Here is a 16,955-nt window from a genome sequence, read left to right on the forward strand (position 1 = left end):
ATAAATAGCTTTATACAAAGATTTGCAAACGTTTATTTGTTTTACACGCATAATATTTAAAAATAACTATGTTTAATCTCAACTATCAATAAAATAATGAATAAAAAATTGTAATATTAATAACATTAAAAATCATTTTAGTCACTTTGAAAATGTTTTCAAATTAACTGAATTTTAAATTAATTATAATATAAATCTAAAATAGCATGCAATTTTCTATAAATAAAAAGGATTTTTTTATTTTTTATAGAATAAGTTAATATATACATTAAATATTATATAATTTTTCGGAGGGATTTTTATGGATATACGTTTTTCAGAAAGAGCTGATAGCCTAAAGGCATCAGAAATTAGAGAGCTTTTAAAATTAACAGAAATGCCTGAAATCATTTCTTTTGCTGGTGGATTACCTGCTCCTGAATTATTTCCTGTTAAAGAAATGGAAGGAATCATGCAAAAAGTTTTAGAAAGAGATGGAAAATTAGCTTTACAATATAGTTCTACAGAAGGTTTCAAACCTTTAAGAGAAATAATTGCTAAGCAAAGAATGACACCTGCAAAAGTAAATGTCACTGCTGATAATATAGCTATGACAACAGGGTCACAACAAGGAATAGAATTTTCAGCTAAGATATTCGTAAATGAAGGCGATGTAATTATTTGTGAAAGTCCTAGTTATTTAGGTGCAATTAATGCATTTAAAGCATACAGACCAAAATTTGTAGAAATACCAATGGATGAACATGGTATGATAATAGAAGATTTAGAAAAAGCATTGAAAGCAAATCCTAATGCTAAAATGATATATACTATACCTGATTTTCAAAATCCTACTGGAATTACTATGCCAGATGATAGAAGAAAAAGAATTGCAGAATTAGCGGCAGAATATAAAATCCCTGTAATAGAGGATAATCCTTATGGAGATCTTATATTTGAGGGAACAAGACATCCTTCTATAAAAAGCTTTGATAAAGAAGGATGGGTCATTTATCTTGGAACATTTTCAAAAAATTTCTGTCCTGGTTTGAGATTAGGTTGGATATGCGCTGTACCTGAAATTTTAGAAAAATATATAGTAGTAAAACAAGGTGCTGATTTACAATGCAGTACATTGGATCAAAGAGCAACTGCATTATTTATGGAAACTTATAATTTAGATGAACATATAGAAAGCATAAAAAAAGTTTATGGAAAACGTAGAACTTTAATGCTTGAATGTTTGGACAAATATTTTCCTAAAGAGGTGACTCATACAAACCCTTATGGAGGACTATTTACATGGGTTAAGTTAAGAGACGGACTTGATGCTGCAGAAATATTAAAAGAAGCTTTAAAAGAGAATGTAGCTTATGTTCCTGGTGGTTCCTTCTTCCCTAATGGCGGTCATCCAAATTATTTTAGATTAAACTATTCCTGCATGCCTGATGACAAAATAATAGAGGGAGTGAAGAGATTAGGCAAAGTTCTTGCTAAATATTACTAAAATATCTAAAAAATTAATTAATAAAACCCACCTTTTAGGGTAAACTACTCCTAAAAGGAGGGACTATTTTATGCATGATATGAAAAAATCAGATCAACTTGAAAAAGATAAGGATTTAGTAAGATGTGAGTGTATTGGAGATAGAAACTATTTCCAACAAATTCAGTGTGAATCCATGTTTCAATTGAAATCAGCTTATGTTCCAATTGAAAGCATTATAAAAAAATAATCTCTGTCATAAATACAGAGATTATTTTTTTAATTGCCATTTATATATTTGTCCTAATATTTTAAAACCTAAACTTTTATATAAATTTAATGCTATTTCATTTGAAGATTTAACTTTTAATTTTACTTTAGTAAAATTATTGCATTTAATTATATTAAAAAGATATCTAAGCAGTACTTTACTGTATCCATATCCTCTATATTCTTCAAGTATACCAAAATTCACTATGACGGGCATGTCATCCTCTAATATTATTTGACCATACCCAATATACTCTTCATTTCTTTTTAAGAATATAGAGCCATTCTGAACGTAATAATCTTGCATCTCATCAATATATATATCGTCTAATGTTAATGGTATTCTAGAATCATCTTTAAATATTTTATTTTGTAAATCGCATCTTAGTTTTTCGTCAACACCTAATCTAAAAATTTGAAATTCTAAGCCTTCTTTTTGTATTAATGGTATATGTTCTTCAATACAGTGTAAGAGTATTAAAGTTCCATCCTTTTTATGAAAACCTATATTCTGCAAAACTTCAAAATTATAATTGTTATTTTCACATAAATATGAAATAGTACAATTATGCTTTAAAATATCTATTAGAAATTTGTATGGCAAATGACTGTGTATTTTAGGTACATTTAAAGAATTTATATTACAATTATTTTTATCTTCCATTTCAAACCAAATGTATCCTATGTAATCATCTTGTTTTTTTAATAATTTAACTTTTCGTTTTAAAAACATTTGGCTAGCAAAATTACATTTATCATAAGCCTCAAAGAAATCTTTGTTTAAAGAATTGAAACTAGAATTACTTGTATTTAGTTTTTTGAAAATATCGAAATTCTTTTTATTTAGTCTTACGCATTGAAACATGTTAATTATCCTCATAATTGAAAATTATTAATAACACCTTATTTTAAGTATAATTCCTAAGTTATTTTTAGTCAAATTCACTAATAATTTTAAGAGTAACTTTCAATATAATTTAAATATTCTTCTAAAAATTTATTCTGCATATCATTATATTTTATAAGTCTATTTAATTTGTGAATATACTTGCTTTCATCCCACTTTTTATATTTGATATATCTTTTTCTACCAAGCTTCCAAAACTTATGTGGAAAAACTATTAAAGCAAGCATTACTTCTAACTCGCTTTTTTCTAATTTATTAACTTCATTATAAGCTTCTATTAAAATTTTCGCTTTTTCAAAACTCCATTCATAAGAACTTTTAAACATTAGCCTTCTTATAAATTTACCTAAATCATTAATATGAAGATCTATAATAATACTATCTAAATCTATTATATAGTATTGATTATTCTTTTTTATTATATTTTGATAATAAAAGCTATCATGACATATAGTTTTGTTTTTTTCTGCTTGTCTAGATAATTTATAATAATCTGAATCATTTAAAAACTTTAAGGATATCATTGCTCTATTATATATATTATCTAAACAGCTACAATACATTGAATCAAATTTAGTTTTTATCCTTTTGTTTTTCACAATTCTTTCAAATTTTTCTAAATCTCTTAAATTATCTTTAAAAATTTTGGGCCAATTTTTTAAATTATTCCGTATTTTAAGTTGAGTAGTATCTATACCATTTGCTGCTTTGTGATATTGAGCTAATAATTTTACACAGGTTATAGCTTCTTCTATATTACCTAAATCACATTCTTCTCCATCTATCCATTCTGTAGCATAAAAAAGTATATCTTTATACTTAACATATTTATCTTGAGTTTTAGTTTTATAATATTTAGCTGTATTAAAAAAACCCTTATCTGAAAGAGCATCTACTAAAAAACTTCCATTGTGCGGCTTATATTTTCCATGATTTATTCTCTTTAGACAAACATTACCATTATTTGTTTCTATTTTATATGCACTTCTCACCTTAGAATAATTTATAACTTCAAAATCATATTTTTCAAGCACTGCATTTACCATGTTTTTTTCTTTTTTTGGCATGTTATTTTCAATGGTAATATCATAGTTCTCCATTTATATTTTCACCACCTATAAAACATATATATAATAATATATTAAAATAGATGGAATTTAATTACAGTTATTTAATCTTAATGAATAAGAGACCATCTTATCGATGATCTCTTATATATTTGACGCTTTAACTGACACAGGTTGTTCAAATATTCCTCGCTTTACCTCAGTAGCGGTCATATTCTTTGCATTTAATTTTTCAGTCATATAATTACATGCATCCCATGGATTTACTTTATCACCACAAGTAAATACGTCAACAGCGGCGTATCCAAGCTCTGGCCAAGTGTGTATTGTCAAATGAGATTCTGATATTATAACAACCCCACTAACACCTTGGGGACTAAACTTATGGAAAGCAACTTCTCTCACCTCTGCACCTGCCTTTAATGCAGAATCCACCATTACTTTTTCAATAAATTCTTTATTATTTAAGCTTTCGGAACTACACCCATAAATTTCTGCTAAAATATGACGTCCTAATTCATTCATTATCCGTATTTACCCCCTTATATAAAATGATAACAATTAAATTTTATCAAATATAATAAAAAAGTCAATATATATAGGTATTTTTTCATAATATGCATAAAAAAACTCTTGTTATTTAAAAATCCCTCTTAAATACTACAGAGTTTATTTAACATGTATATAAAAATGCGTGTTCTATAGTTTTATATTACACGCATTTTACAAAAATTATTCTAAAATATTAAATTTCATCTACCTCTTTGATACTTAATCCTATTTTTTTATTTTCTTTATTTACTTCTAATATTTTTGCTTTTATCTCTTCACCTATTTTTAAGGCATCCTCGGGTTTATTTATTCTCTTGTGACTTATTTGAGATATATGAACCAACGCATCCACACCTGGTTCCAATTCAACAAAAGCACCAAAGTTAGCAAAACGAACTACCTTTCCAAGAACTATGTTCCCTACAGGATATTTAATATCTACATTAGTCCAAGGGTCTTCTATAGTTTTTTTAATAGATAAAGAAAGTTTTTTCTTTTCCTTATCTACATCAAGTATATAAACTTTTACTTTCTTTCCTATTTTAAGTGAATCTTCAGGTTTTTCCACCCTGCCCCAAGATATTTCTGATACATGAAGAAGTCCATCAACTCCTTGTACATCTACAAAGGCACCAAAATTAGTTAATCTCTTAACTTCACCTTCTACAACTGTATCCTTTTCTAATGAATTCCAAGTTTCTTGATCTTTAACTTCTTTTTCAGATTTTAATAAATCTCTTCGTGAAGCTACTATTCTTCTTCCTTTTCTTTCTTCTTTAAATTCTATTATATTTACTTCTAGTTCTTTATCTATATATACAGAAAGGTCATTTACATGAAAAAGCTCTACATGCGATGCAGGTATAAATATTCTTATACCCTTATAAGTTGCAACTAATCCTCCCTTTACTGCATCTTTAACTAACACTTTTAATGAATTTTTATTTTCACTTGCTTCTTTAACTTCTTTAAAAGCACTTTCTCTTTGAAGCTCTATTTTAGATAAGACTACATAACCATCTTCATTTTTTCTTCTTATAACCTTAACTTCTAATTCATTTCCAACTTGAATTAAATCTGATAAATTTAAATTATCATCCTTTGTTACTTCTGATTTAGGAAGTAAACCATCTGATTTATAACCTATATTTAGAAATGCTTCTTTTTCATTTACTGTAATTACAGTACCTGTAATTACTTGACCTACTATTATTTGTTTATCATTTTGTTCCATGTAAGCTAGCTGCTCACTCATTTCTAGATTTTTCCCTTCGCACATTTTTGAAATTGCCTCCTTTATTATCCAGTGAGGTGTTGAAGCACCTGCTGTAACACCTATAGTATTTATTTTAGAATTAATTATATCATCAGGTATTTCTCCTGAATTTTCAACATGAATAGTATTTGAGCAGTTATTTTTACATATTTCATAAAGCTTAGTAGTATTAGAACTATTTCGTCCACCGAGAACCACCATAAAATCTACTTTTTTAGAAAGTTTTTCAGCAGAATTTTGTCTTAGTTCAGTTGCACTACATATAGTGTTAAACGCAACAATTTCTTTACAATTCTTTACTATTATACTTAAAGCTCTTTCCCAATTTTCCTGCTTTTCAGTAGTTTGTGAAACAACACAAATTTTACCTGGCAAGTTTTTAAAATCTGAGCCATTTTTAGATATAATTGCTTTATTATCACACCATCCATTAATACCTATAACTTCTGGATGACTTTTATCACCTACAATAAGTATGGAATAACCTAATTTATAATATTCATCTACTTTTTTATGTATATTTGCTACATAAGGACACGTAGCATCAACTATGTTCAAAGACTTGCTTTGCAACAGTTCTATAGTTTTTTTCGGAACACCATGAGATCTTATTATAACTATATCGTCTTCATTTAGATCATTTATAACATCTAATTCTATTGGATATATATTTTTCTCTTTCAAGTAATTTACTACATCACTATTATGAATTAAAGGTCCTAAAGTAAAAACTTTCTTATTATACCTTTTTTGCACATTTTCTGCCTCTTCTACTGCCCTTTTTACTCCAAAGCAGAAACCAGCTTCATCTGCTAAAACAATTTTCATCTTCAATCACCTTCAATCATATTTGCTTTTTTAAATAGTTTTCTATGTAATCAGATATTAAACTAATTACATCATCTATAGATAGTTTGGAAGAATCTATTTCTATAGCATCATGAGCTTTTCTTAAAGGATTTACGTCCCTATTAGAATCTATGTAATCTCTTTTTAGTATATCATTTAGTATGTCATTATATTCTACAGTAATGCACTTTTCCTTAAGCTCTTCATATCTTCTTTTTGCCCTTTCTTCTGCATTAGCAGTTAAAAAGAACTTAAGAGGAGAATTTTTTAGAACTACAGTGCCAATATCTCTTCCATCCATTATTACATCATATTTATTTGCTATGTCTTGTTGAAGTTTTACAAGTATTTCTCTTACTTCAGGTATAGCAGCATAATTAGACACATTATTGCTTACTTCAATGCTTCTAATTTCTTCACTTATATCTTCATTATTAACTATCAATGAATCACCTTTAAAATACATATTTAGAGAATTTGTAAGGTTACATATAGAATTAACATCTTTATAATTTATATTATTTCTTAAGGATATTAGTGTAACAGCTCTATACATAGAGCCAGTATTTATATACATTAAATTAAATTTAGTAGCTATAATATTAGCTATTGTACTCTTTCCTGCACCAGCAGGTCCATCAATTGCTACAGAAATACTCAAATTTTCATTCCGCCTTTCTAAAAAGTAACATAAATGTATAATATTTTATCTTTTATTTTATAACACATATTTTATATATATTCTATAAAAAAGTATAAAATCCTTTATTTTATCCCACAATTTATTAAATAAAAACTTATTAAATTTTAATATTTATTTAAACACTTGAATTTTAAAAAATTCTTCATTCATCTATTTTAGTTCCTGCTAAATAACCTGTTGAAAGAGCTATTTGTATATTAAATCCACCTGTATAAGCATCTACATCCATAATTTCACCAGCAAAATATAAATTATTTAATATTTTAGATTTCATTGTAGAAGGATCGATTTCTTTAACATTTACACCTCCAGCGGTGACTATTGCTTCTGATATAGGTCTAAGACCTTTTATATTTAATGATAGGTTTTTAATCAAATTCACTAAATTTTTTCTTTCTTCTTTTGTAATTAAATTTACTTTCTTTATTGAGTCTATTCCTGAAAGAGCAATTATAATACTTATAAGTTTTTTTGGAAGAAGTTCATCTAGAGAATTTTTAAAATCTTTATTTAAATATTTAGAAAAATCTTTTTGTATTCTCTTATCTAACTCTTCATTTGATAATGCAGGTTTTAAATCAATAATGGCTTTTAGATTATTAGATTTATTTATTATTCTACTTGCACTTAAAACTATAGGCCCTGAAATACCAAAATGAGTAAAAAGCATTTCTCCAAAATCTTTATAAAGGTTTTTATTTTTGTTATCCTTAATAGTTAATTCTACATTTTTCAAAGAAAGACCTTGAAGTTCTTTTATCCAATCTTCTTCTATTTCAATAGGAACTAATGAAGGCATAAGCTTTGTTATATTATGTCCTAGATCCTGTGCAATCTTAAAACCTTCGCCAGTAGATCCAGTTTGAGGATAGGAAATGCCACCTGTACACAATATGAAATTATCACCTTCAATAATTGAACCATCTTCAAGTTGCACTGCATTTATTATATTATTTTCAAATACAAATTTTTTAACTTTTGTATTCAATTTTATATCTACATTATTTTTTCGTAAAACTTTCTCTAATGCACTTATTATATCTGAAGATTTATCAGACTTTGGAAATACTCTATCTCCTCTTTCTACTTTCAATTTGACATCTGAATTTTCAAAAAAATTCATTGTATCTTCATTAGTAAATGTATAAAGAGCACTATATAAAAAAGTAGAATTACCTGGTATGTAATCAAAAAAATCATTTATATCTTTGGCATTAGTTACATTACATCTTCCTTTTCCTGTTATGTATAATTTTTTCCCAAGCTTTTCATTTTTTTCAATTAGTATAGTATTATGTTTTTTAGATGCAGCTATTGCAGCCATCATGCCTGCAGGACCCCCACCAATTACTATGACTGTTGACATAAATTCACCACCTTAAATATAATCAATTATAATATTAATATATTAATATAGTTTATGCAAATTGGAAATAAAAAATTTGATACCTGGATTTATTCTTAAATTTAAATTATTCATAAAAAAAGACGAATTCAACAAATGAATTCGTCTCTTAAATCTAAACTTGCTTAAAATTAATAGTTTCCTTGAGCATGCATTGCATCTGCAACTTTTACAAATCCAGCAATATTAGCTCCAGCAACTAAGTTATATCCAAAGCCGTAAGCTTCAGATGCATCTTTACAACTGTTATATATATTAACCATTATTTGATGAAGTTTTGTATCAACTTCTTCTGCTGTCCATGATAATCTTTCACTGTTTTGTGACATTTCAAGAGCTGAAGTAGCAACTCCGCCAGCATTAGCAGCTTTAGCAGGTCCTACTATAACGCCATTTTTCTGTAAATATTCAACAGCTTCATTTGTGCATGGCATATTAGCAACTTCACAAACAAGTTTTATACCATTTGCAACTATTTGTTTAGCATGCTCTAAATGTATATCATTTTGAGTAGCACTTGGCATTATGATATCAGCTTTAACTCCCCAAGGTTTTTCGCCTTTGAAGAATTTAACTCCAAATTTGTCAGCATAATCTTGTACTTTATCTCTTCCTGATGAACGCATTTCAAGTAAATAATCAATTTTTTCACCTAAAACGCCATCTGGATCATAAACATATCCATCTGGACCTGAAAGTGTTACAACTTTACCACCTAGGTCAGAAACTTTTTTACATACTCCCCAAGATACATTACCGAATCCTGATATTGCAACTGTCTTACCTTTGAAGTCTGTTCCTTCATGTTTAAGCATTTCTGCACAATAATAAGTTGCTCCAAATCCTGTAGCTTCTGGTCTTACTAAACTTCCACCGTAAGATAATCCTTTACCTGTAAGAACTCCATTTTCAAATGCTCCACGTATTCTTCTATATTGTCCATAAAGATATCCTATTTCTCTTCCACCAACACCGATGTCACCTGCTGGTACATCAACATCTGGTCCTATATGTCTGTAAAGTTCAGTCATAAAGCTTTGGCAAAATCTCATAACTTCATTATCTGACTTTCCTCTTGGATCAAAGTCAGAACCACCTTTACCTCCACCTATTGGAAGTCCAGTTAATGAATTCTTTAATATTTGTTCAAAACCTAGAAATTTGATTATTCCTATGTATACTGATGGATGAAATCTTAAGCCACCCTTGTAAGGTCCTATGCATCCATTGAACTGTACTCTAAATCCACGATTAACTTGAACTTTTCCTGCATCATCAACCCATGGAACTCTAAAAGTAATTTGTCTTTCTGGTTCACAGAATCTTTCTAAAAGGTTTTCTTCAACATATTCTGGGTGCTTTTCAAATACTGGTCCTATACAAGATAAAACTTCTTCTACAGTTTGTAAAAATTCTGGTTCATTACCGTTTCTCTTTTTTACCTTTTCTAGTACCTCATTGATATAATTTTGTACATTTTCTTTTGTCATTATAAACCCTCCCCATGATAATTAAAGTATATTTATATGATATCCTTCATCATTATATAGTATTCAACAAAAAATTCATTTTTCCTTCTTATTTTAAAAAAAAATTTTTGATTTTTGAAATTTTTAATTTATTATCAAGACTTGGATACAATTTTTGCTTCTTTTACAAATCATTTTCCTTAAAGGAATATACTTGATATTCTTGCCATATTCCTTCTAAATCAGAAAAAGTTTTAGATATTTTTTCTTTTTCTCTTAATCCTACTGCAATTATTAGTGCATTAATAACACTAAGTGGTGAAACTAATGAATCTACAAAAGAAGCCATATTACTTTGAGCAATTAGTGTATAATCAGCTCTAGCAGCTAATGGTGAGAGTAAGCTATCAGTAATTGCAGTAACTTTTGCACCTCTACTTTGCGCAAAAGATAACGCTTCAATAGTTCTGGCTGCATATCTTGGGAATCCAATTCCTATAACCAAATCTTCATCGGTAACATTAATCATTTGCTCAAAAATATCACTTATACCATAGCTAACTACTTTTACATTATCTAAAATAAGATTTAAGTAAAATCCTAAAAATTCAGAAAGTGCTGTAGAGCTTCTAAGACCTATTATATATATTTTTTTAGCTTCAAATATATTATTTACAACATCTTCAAATGTTTTATGATTTATTTTTTCAAGAGTTGCTCTTATATTTTCCATATCTGATTTTAATACGCCCTTTAAAGCACTTTCTTCACTTACAAAATCATTAGAAAGTTCAATTCTTTGAACTGTAGTAAGTTTATTTTTTATTAACTCTTGAAGAGCTTTTTGGAGTTTTGGATATCCTGAAAATCCGAGTTCATTTGCAAATCTAACTACTGTAGATTCACTTACTCCTACACTAACACCTAATTTAGCTGCAGTCATAAATGCTGCTTTATCATAATGTTTTAAAATGTATTCAGCTATGAGCTTCTGTCCTTTACTTAATCTTGGAAATTTAACTTGAATTGTTCTCATTAAATCCTGCTTGTTATTATCTTCCATAACTATTCAATCCTTTCTTATCATCCTCATTCTTTTGCAATATTTATTTCATTTTAACATCTATTGAACAAACTTTCAATAGATCTTTCAATTGTTGATCATTTTTCTTTGTAAATATTTACAATGTTCCTGTTTTCTTTTTCAGTTACACCTAAAACAATATTATATTCACTTAGGTTTTTGTTCATAAAATCCACAATTTTATACATATCTTCATAGTATACAAACTCTTTTGATGCTATTAATTCTAATTTATCCTTCATTTTTTACCTCCTAAATTTATCTTTTCTATTGCAATTATGATGTGATCATTTGGATCCTTATTTACAAAAGAATGAAGCATAGCTTTATATTTTTCGGAAGATTTTTAACTAAGTTGATTTTTTTAGTTTACTATTGTTGTAATTAACATAATATTAAATATGTAAATATAATTTTTAGCTTTAAAATTAAGATTATATATATTTAAATAAGTTTATATAATCTTAATTTATACAATTACTTTATATTTTGAATTTCTTTAGTATTTAAATATCTCCATTTTCCTAAAGGCAAATTCCCTAGTTTTATATCACCTATTTGTAATCTTTTTAGTTCTAATACTTGATGATTTATAAAATCACACATTTTTCTTATTTGTCTATTCCTACCTTCATGTATAATTATTTCAACTTCGCAATAATCTTTAAATTTTTTTACAATTTTAAATTTTGCTGGTGCTGTAACATATCCATCTATATTTATTCCTTTTTCAAATTTTTTTATATCATTTTCTGTAGGAATTCCTTTAATTAATGCTATATAAATCTTATTTTTTTCTTGTTTTGGATGTATTATTTTGTTATATATATCCCCATCATTAGTGAGCAGTATCAATCCTGATGTATCATAATCCAATCTACCTATAGGATATATTCTTTCTGTAACATCTACTAAATCTAAAATTGTTTTTCTTCCCCTCTCATCTTTCACTGTAGAAACATATCCCTTTGGCTTGTTAAGTGCAATATATACTTTGTTCTTTTCTTTCTTTATTAATTTACCGTCTAATGTTACTAAGTCTTTTTCTTCATCTATTTTAGCACCTAATTCATTCACTATTTTCCCATTAACTTTAACCCTAGCTTGTAATATAATTTCTTCACATTTTCGTCTAGAAGCTATTCCACAAGCTGCCATATATTTTTGTAGTCTTTCTTCCATAAAACTCACCTCCTTTGGAAATTACTATTAAATTATAAAACTATTTATGAAAGTATACAATATAGTTAAAATAGTTATATTATTTTAGAATAAATCTTCTAATTTATGTTAATAATTACATTAATATCTGCTATTAGAAGGAGGATTTTAAATGAGACTTCCAAATCACATTGGTATTATACCTGATGGTAATAGACGCTGGGCTGTTAATCATGGATTAGAAAAAGAAGCTGGTTATACTTGGGGACTTCAGCCAGGTATGGAAATATTCAAAATTTGTAAAGAACTTGGAATTAAAGAATTAACTTATTATGGATTTACTGTAGATAACACTAAAAGACCTAAAGCACAGACTAAAGCTTTTACTGCAGCATGCATAGAAGCTGTTAGAATGCTTTCAAAAGAAGACGCCTCACTTTTAGTAGTCGGAAACTCATCTTCTCCTATGTTTCCACATGAATTATTACCTTTCACAAAAAGAAAGTTTTTTGGTAAGGGTACTATGAAAATTAATTTTTTAGTAAACTATGGCTGGGAATGGGATTTGTCACCCGTACACAATTTAGATAATAATACTAAATATTATTTAAAATCGTCAGAAATAAATAGAGTAGATTTAATAGTAAGGTGGGGTGGCAGAAGAAGGCTTAGTGGTTTTCTTCCTGTGCAATCCGTATATTCAGATTTTTATATTATAGATGATTATTGGCCTGACTTCAAAAAATCTCAATTAATGGATGCATTAAATTGGTATAGTACTCAAGATGTTACTTTAGGTGGCTAATATGCATTAAAAGTATTTTTATTAGTTTCAAAAACATCATAACTCAATATTGATCTAATTTTTCAAACTAATAATTTTTATAAATTTGAAAATAATAATATTGAAAGGGTGATGACAATGAATAATGAAACAATAAAAAATAATTCTTTTAAAATTCCTATTGAAAAACATGACACTGCAGCTTGGGCAAACATTACCGAAACTAGACCTGTCAGCAATGTTTCTATTCCTAATGAATATGAAACTATGAATGCAAAAGAATGGGTCGATTCAAATCAAAAATAAACAATTTTAATTAAAAAGGAGTCTTTCTAATTAAAAAGAAGACTCCTTTTCTATTTACAATATACTAAAATTTTTGTTCTGCTAATCTTTTGTAGGTTTCATATCTTTCCTTTGCATGTTTTTCTGCTTCATTAAACATATTTTCTGCAATATCAGGAAATACATTCATAAGAGATGTATATCTTATCTCTCCATTTATAAAATCTTTGAAAGATTTTGTTGGTTCTTTTGAATCCATTATAAATGGATTTTTACCTTCCTCTTTTAATTCTGGATTAAATCTATACATATGCCAATATCCTGATTCTACAGCTTTTTTGCCTTCCATAACACTAGTTGCCATACCAGATTTTATACCATGATTAATACATGGGGCATAAGCTATTATAAGTGATGGTCCTTTATATTTTTCGGCTTCAATAAGTGTTTTTATAGTTTGATTCATGTTAGCCCCCATTGATATTTGTGCCACATATACATATCCATAACTCATGGCCATCATTCCCAAGTCTTTCTTCCTTATTTTTTTACCTGACGCTGCAAATTTAGCAACAGCAGCAGTTGGAGTTGCTTTTGAAGATTGACCTCCTGTATTAGAATATACTTCTGTATCCATTACAAATAGATTAACATCATCACCAGATGCGAGAACGTGGTCTAATCCTCCGTATCCAATATCATATGCCCATCCATCTCCACCTATTATCCATTGAGATTTTTTAACTAAAAAATCTTTTTTATCTAGTATTTCCTTTATTATTTCATTTCCGTTATAATTATGATCATTTAAAATTTCAAGTATATTTTTTGAAGCTGCCTTTGACTTTTCTCCATCATACATACCTTCAATCCACTCTTTAAATGCATCCTTTATTTTATCAGCTCCTGGAGAAACTATATATTCTTCCATCAAATCTTTAAGCTTCTCTCTTATTTGTTTAACTCCCAAATACATCCCATATCCATACTCTGCATTGTCTTCAAAAAGTGAATTTCCCCAAGCAGGACCTTTTCCATCTGCATTTACAGTATAAGGTATTGATGGTGCACTTGCTCCCCAAATAGAAGAACAGCCTGTGGCATTTGCAATCATCATTCTTTCTCCAAATAATTGAGTAATAAGTCTTACATAAGGAGTTTCTCCACATCCTGGACATGCTCCATTAAACTCTAAAAGTGGTTTTGCAAATTGACTTCCTTTTACTGTACCTTTATCCATAACAGTATCTTTATATCTGATCTTATCTGCATATTCCCAATTTTCTGCTTGTTTTTCAATTTCTTCTTCTGCTGACTTCATAATAAGTGCTTTCCCTGGTGCTGGACAGACATCTGCACAATTTCCACATCCAGTACAATCCAGTGGATCTACCTGAATACGATACTCAAACATTTCTAAACCTTTACCAACAGCTTTTTTTGTTTCAAAGGTATCTGGTGCATTTTTTACTTCTTCTTCATTTAATAAAAATGGTCTTACAGTAGCATGAGGGCAAACATATGAACATTGATTACATTGAATACATTTCTCTATTTGCCACTCTGGTATCATAACTGCAATGCCTCTTTTTTCATAAGCAGTAGTACCTAATGGAAATGAACCATCCTCCATACCTGAAAATGCACTTACTGGAAGATCATCTCCTTGATGTTTTGACATTGGTATTTGAATATCCTTAACAAACTTATTATCCACTTCAAAATCTTTTTTATCTTCACATGAGTTTTTCCATGAGTCTGGAACATTTACTTTTATAAGAGATTCTATCCCCTTATCCACTGCAGCTTTATTCATTTCTACAATTTTTTCACCTTTTTTTCCATAAACCTTTTCTATGGAATCTTTTAAATATTTTACTGCATTTTCTATTGAAATTATATTTGATAATTTAAAGAATGCAGATTGCATAATCATATTAATTCTTCCACCTAAGCCTATATTTCTTGCAATTGTCACTGCATCTATAGTGTAAAATTTAATATTATTTTCAGATATATATCTCTTCATTGCTCCTGGAAGTTTTTCTTCTAAATCATTAGCATCCCATGGACAATTAAGTACAAAACTTCCACCTTTTTTAAGTCCTTTAAGTACATCCTGCTGATATATAAAAGATTTATTATGGCATGCTATATAATCTGCATTATAAACTAAATAAGGAGATTTTATAGGTTTTTTACCAAATCTTAAATGAGAAACAGTAGTTCCACCTGATTTTTTACTATCATAAGAAAAATAAGCTTGAGCATAAAGCTGAGTATTATCTCCTATTATTTTAATAGCACTCTTATTAGCTCCTACTGTACCATCAGAACCTAACCCCCAGAATTTACAACTTACAGTTCCTTCTGGTGTAGTTTCTATAGGATCTCCATTAGTCAGTGAAGTATTAGTTACATCATCTGTAATACCAATAGTAAAGTTATCCTTAGGAGAAGAACTTTTTAAATTATTAAACACAGCTAATATTTGAGATGGTGTAGTATCTTTAGAACCTAATCCATATCTTCCTCCTACTATTAAAGGTCTATTTTCGTTTTTATAAAATATATGAACTACATCTAAGTATAATGGCTCTGCTAGTGATCCTGGTTCTTTAGTTCTATCTAATACAGCTATTTTTTTTGTTGTACTTGGAAGAACATTAAAGAAATATTTTTCTGAAAATGGTCTATATAAATGAACTTTTATGCATCCTACTTTTTCTCCTTTATTCATAAGGTAATCTACAGTTTCATCTATAGTATCGCATACAGATCCCATAGCAACTATCACATATTCAGCATCTGGTGATCCATAATAATCAAAAGGGTGGTATACTCTTCCTGTAATTTTTTCTATCTCTCTCATATAATCTTCTGTTATATCTGGTACTGCTTCATAAAATTTGTTTGAAGCTTCTCTACCTTGGAAATAAATATCTGGATTTTGTGCTGTTCCACGCACTACAGGATGTTCAGGATTCAAAGCTCTATTTCTAAATTCTTTAATTGCATTGTAATCCACTATTTTATCTAAATCTTTGTAATCTATAACTTCTATTTTTTGATATTCATGAGAAGTTCTAAAACCATCAAAAAAGTGTAAAAATGGTACTCTAGATTTAATTGCAGAAAGATGAGCAATACATCCTAAATCCATTACTTCTTGAACGCTTGAGGACGCTAAAAGAGCAAAACCTGTTTGACGGCAAGCCATTACATCTTGGTGATCACCAAAAATTGATAAAGCATGTGCAGCAATTGCACGTGCTGTTACATGAAAAACTCCTGGTAGATGTTCACCTGCTATTTTATACATATTAGGAATCATTAATAATAATCCTTGTGAAGCAGTATAAGTAGTTGTCAATGCACCTGCTGCAAGTGACCCATGCACTGCACCAGATGCTCCTGCCTCAGATTGCATTTCTGAAACCTTAACGGTTTGATTAAATAAATTTTTCTTTCCATGTGCAGCCCATTCATCAACCCCTTCTGCCATAGGTGTTGATGGAGTAATTGGAAATATAGCTGCTACTTCTGTAAAAGCATAAGAAGCATATGCGGCTGCAGCATTTCCATCCATAGTTTTCATAACTTTTTTTTCCATCTGTTAATCCTCCAAATTAAATTTTATTTTCTATATTATTGTTTGGAAGAAAAAGCTTATTATTC

General features: G+C 28.5%; 15 protein-coding genes. 4 read left to right on the plus strand and 11 right to left on the minus strand.

From position 1 onward, the window contains the following. The first annotated feature begins 301 nt into the window (after positions 1-301). Entirely contained in the window at positions 302-1,486 is a 1,185-nt protein-coding gene (locus EG57_RS0207115; RefSeq protein ID WP_032076543.1) for an aminotransferase-like domain-containing protein, read from the plus strand. A gap of 70 nt (positions 1,487-1,556) precedes the next feature. Then, on the plus strand, positions 1,557-1,715 hold the full coding sequence (locus EG57_RS26705) for a hypothetical protein (protein WP_169748478.1): 159 nt from the start codon (positions 1,557-1,559) through the stop codon (positions 1,713-1,715). A 21-nt stretch (positions 1,716-1,736) separates the two neighbouring features. Here the strand turns inward: EG57_RS26705 and EG57_RS0207120 are convergent, their stop codons facing one another. The 10 genes from EG57_RS0207120 to EG57_RS0207160 form a co-directional block, all read right to left on the minus strand. Further along, entirely contained in the window at positions 1,737-2,600 is an 864-nt protein-coding gene (locus tag EG57_RS0207120; RefSeq protein ID WP_032076544.1) for a GNAT family N-acetyltransferase, read from the minus strand. An 89-nt stretch (positions 2,601-2,689) separates the two neighbouring features. Then, entirely contained in the window at positions 2,690-3,742 is a 1,053-nt protein-coding gene (locus EG57_RS0207125) for a CotS family spore coat protein (protein ID WP_032076545.1), read from the minus strand. 111 nt (positions 3,743-3,853) lie between these two features. Beyond that, entirely contained in the window at positions 3,854-4,234 is a 381-nt protein-coding gene (speD, locus tag EG57_RS0207130) for an adenosylmethionine decarboxylase (RefSeq protein WP_007061045.1), read from the minus strand. Between the two features lie 220 nt (positions 4,235-4,454). Then, on the minus strand, positions 4,455-6,365 hold the full coding sequence (locus EG57_RS0207135; RefSeq protein WP_032076546.1) for a bifunctional 4-hydroxy-3-methylbut-2-enyl diphosphate reductase/30S ribosomal protein S1: 1,911 nt from the start codon (positions 6,363-6,365) through the stop codon (positions 4,455-4,457). Between the two features lie 16 nt (positions 6,366-6,381). Beyond that, positions 6,382-7,047, minus strand: a complete 666-nt coding sequence (cmk, locus tag EG57_RS0207140; protein ID WP_032076547.1) for a (d)CMP kinase — start codon at positions 7,045-7,047, stop codon at positions 6,382-6,384. A 184-nt stretch (positions 7,048-7,231) separates the two neighbouring features. Continuing rightward, positions 7,232-8,455, minus strand: a complete 1,224-nt coding sequence (locus tag EG57_RS0207145) for a BaiN/RdsA family NAD(P)/FAD-dependent oxidoreductase (protein ID WP_032076548.1) — start codon at positions 8,453-8,455, stop codon at positions 7,232-7,234. Between the two features lie 170 nt (positions 8,456-8,625). Then, entirely contained in the window at positions 8,626-9,984 is a 1,359-nt protein-coding gene (gene gdhA / locus EG57_RS0207150) for an NADP-specific glutamate dehydrogenase (protein WP_032076549.1), read from the minus strand. Positions 9,985-10,147: 163 nt separating this feature from the next. Continuing rightward, positions 10,148-11,026 (minus strand): MurR/RpiR family transcriptional regulator, encoded by an 879-nt coding sequence (locus tag EG57_RS0207155; RefSeq protein ID WP_029954521.1) that lies wholly within the window; start codon positions 11,024-11,026, stop codon positions 10,148-10,150. 98 nt (positions 11,027-11,124) lie between these two features. After that, entirely contained in the window at positions 11,125-11,289 is a 165-nt protein-coding gene (locus EG57_RS25715) for a DUF4264 family protein (protein WP_084572177.1), read from the minus strand. A 235-nt stretch (positions 11,290-11,524) separates the two neighbouring features. Continuing rightward, positions 11,525-12,229, minus strand: a complete 705-nt coding sequence (locus tag EG57_RS0207160; protein ID WP_032076550.1) for a pseudouridine synthase — start codon at positions 12,227-12,229, stop codon at positions 11,525-11,527. Between the two features lie 151 nt (positions 12,230-12,380). On the opposite strand from EG57_RS0207160, the gene EG57_RS0207165 reads away from it, so the two are divergent. Next, positions 12,381-13,013 carry an undecaprenyl diphosphate synthase family protein gene (locus EG57_RS0207165; protein WP_032076551.1) on the plus strand — a complete coding sequence of 211 codons (633 nt, stop codon included), beginning with the start codon at positions 12,381-12,383 and terminating at the stop codon, positions 13,011-13,013. Between the two features lie 117 nt (positions 13,014-13,130). Then, the gene (locus tag EG57_RS25720) at positions 13,131-13,298 is read left to right on the plus strand and encodes a CDIF630_02480 family spore surface protein (protein WP_084572178.1); all 168 of its coding nucleotides are present in this window, start codon (positions 13,131-13,133) and stop codon (positions 13,296-13,298) included. A gap of 64 nt (positions 13,299-13,362) precedes the next feature. On the opposite strand, the gene nifJ is transcribed toward EG57_RS25720, so the two are convergent. After that, entirely contained in the window at positions 13,363-16,890 is a 3,528-nt protein-coding gene (gene nifJ, locus EG57_RS0207170; RefSeq protein ID WP_032076552.1) for a pyruvate:ferredoxin (flavodoxin) oxidoreductase, read from the minus strand. Positions 16,891-16,955: the final 65 nt, after the last annotated feature.

The organism is Clostridium drakei (assembly GCF_000633595.2).
GTDB classification, from domain to species: domain Bacteria; phylum Bacillota; class Clostridia; order Clostridiales; family Clostridiaceae; genus Clostridium_AM; species Clostridium_AM drakei.

What these genes read in the sequence shown, in the direction of transcription:
- EG57_RS0207115 (WP_032076543.1), top strand. Translation starts at nt 302, where the DNA reads ATGGATATACGTTTTTCAGAAAGAGCTGATAGCCTAAAGGCATCAGAA.
- EG57_RS26705 (WP_169748478.1), top strand. Translation starts at nt 1,557, where the DNA reads ATGCATGATATGAAAAAATCAGATCAACTTGAAAAAGATAAGGATTTA.
- EG57_RS0207120 (WP_032076544.1), bottom strand. Translation starts at nt 2,600, where the DNA reads ATGTTTCAATGCGTAAGACTAAATAAAAAGAATTTCGATATTTTCAAA.
- EG57_RS0207125 (WP_032076545.1), bottom strand. Translation starts at nt 3,742, where the DNA reads ATGGAGAACTATGATATTACCATTGAAAATAACATGCCAAAAAAAGAA.
- speD (WP_007061045.1), bottom strand. Translation starts at nt 4,234, where the DNA reads ATGAATGAATTAGGACGTCATATTTTAGCAGAAATTTATGGGTGTAGT.
- EG57_RS0207135 (WP_032076546.1), bottom strand. Translation starts at nt 6,365, where the DNA reads ATGAAAATTGTTTTAGCAGATGAAGCTGGTTTCTGCTTTGGAGTAAAA.
- EG57_RS0207145 (WP_032076548.1), bottom strand. Translation starts at nt 8,455, where the DNA reads ATGTCAACAGTCATAGTAATTGGTGGGGGTCCTGCAGGCATGATGGCT.
- gdhA (WP_032076549.1), bottom strand. Translation starts at nt 9,984, where the DNA reads ATGACAAAAGAAAATGTACAAAATTATATCAATGAGGTACTAGAAAAG.
- EG57_RS0207155 (WP_029954521.1), bottom strand. Translation starts at nt 11,026, where the DNA reads ATGGAAGATAATAACAAGCAGGATTTAATGAGAACAATTCAAGTTAAA.
- EG57_RS25715 (WP_084572177.1), bottom strand. Translation starts at nt 11,289, where the DNA reads ATGAAGGATAAATTAGAATTAATAGCATCAAAAGAGTTTGTATACTAT.
- EG57_RS0207160 (WP_032076550.1), bottom strand. Translation starts at nt 12,229, where the DNA reads ATGGAAGAAAGACTACAAAAATATATGGCAGCTTGTGGAATAGCTTCT.
- EG57_RS0207165 (WP_032076551.1), top strand. Translation starts at nt 12,381, where the DNA reads ATGAGACTTCCAAATCACATTGGTATTATACCTGATGGTAATAGACGC.
- EG57_RS25720 (WP_084572178.1), top strand. Translation starts at nt 13,131, where the DNA reads ATGAATAATGAAACAATAAAAAATAATTCTTTTAAAATTCCTATTGAA.
- nifJ (WP_032076552.1), bottom strand. Translation starts at nt 16,890, where the DNA reads ATGGAAAAAAAAGTTATGAAAACTATGGATGGAAATGCTGCAGCCGCA.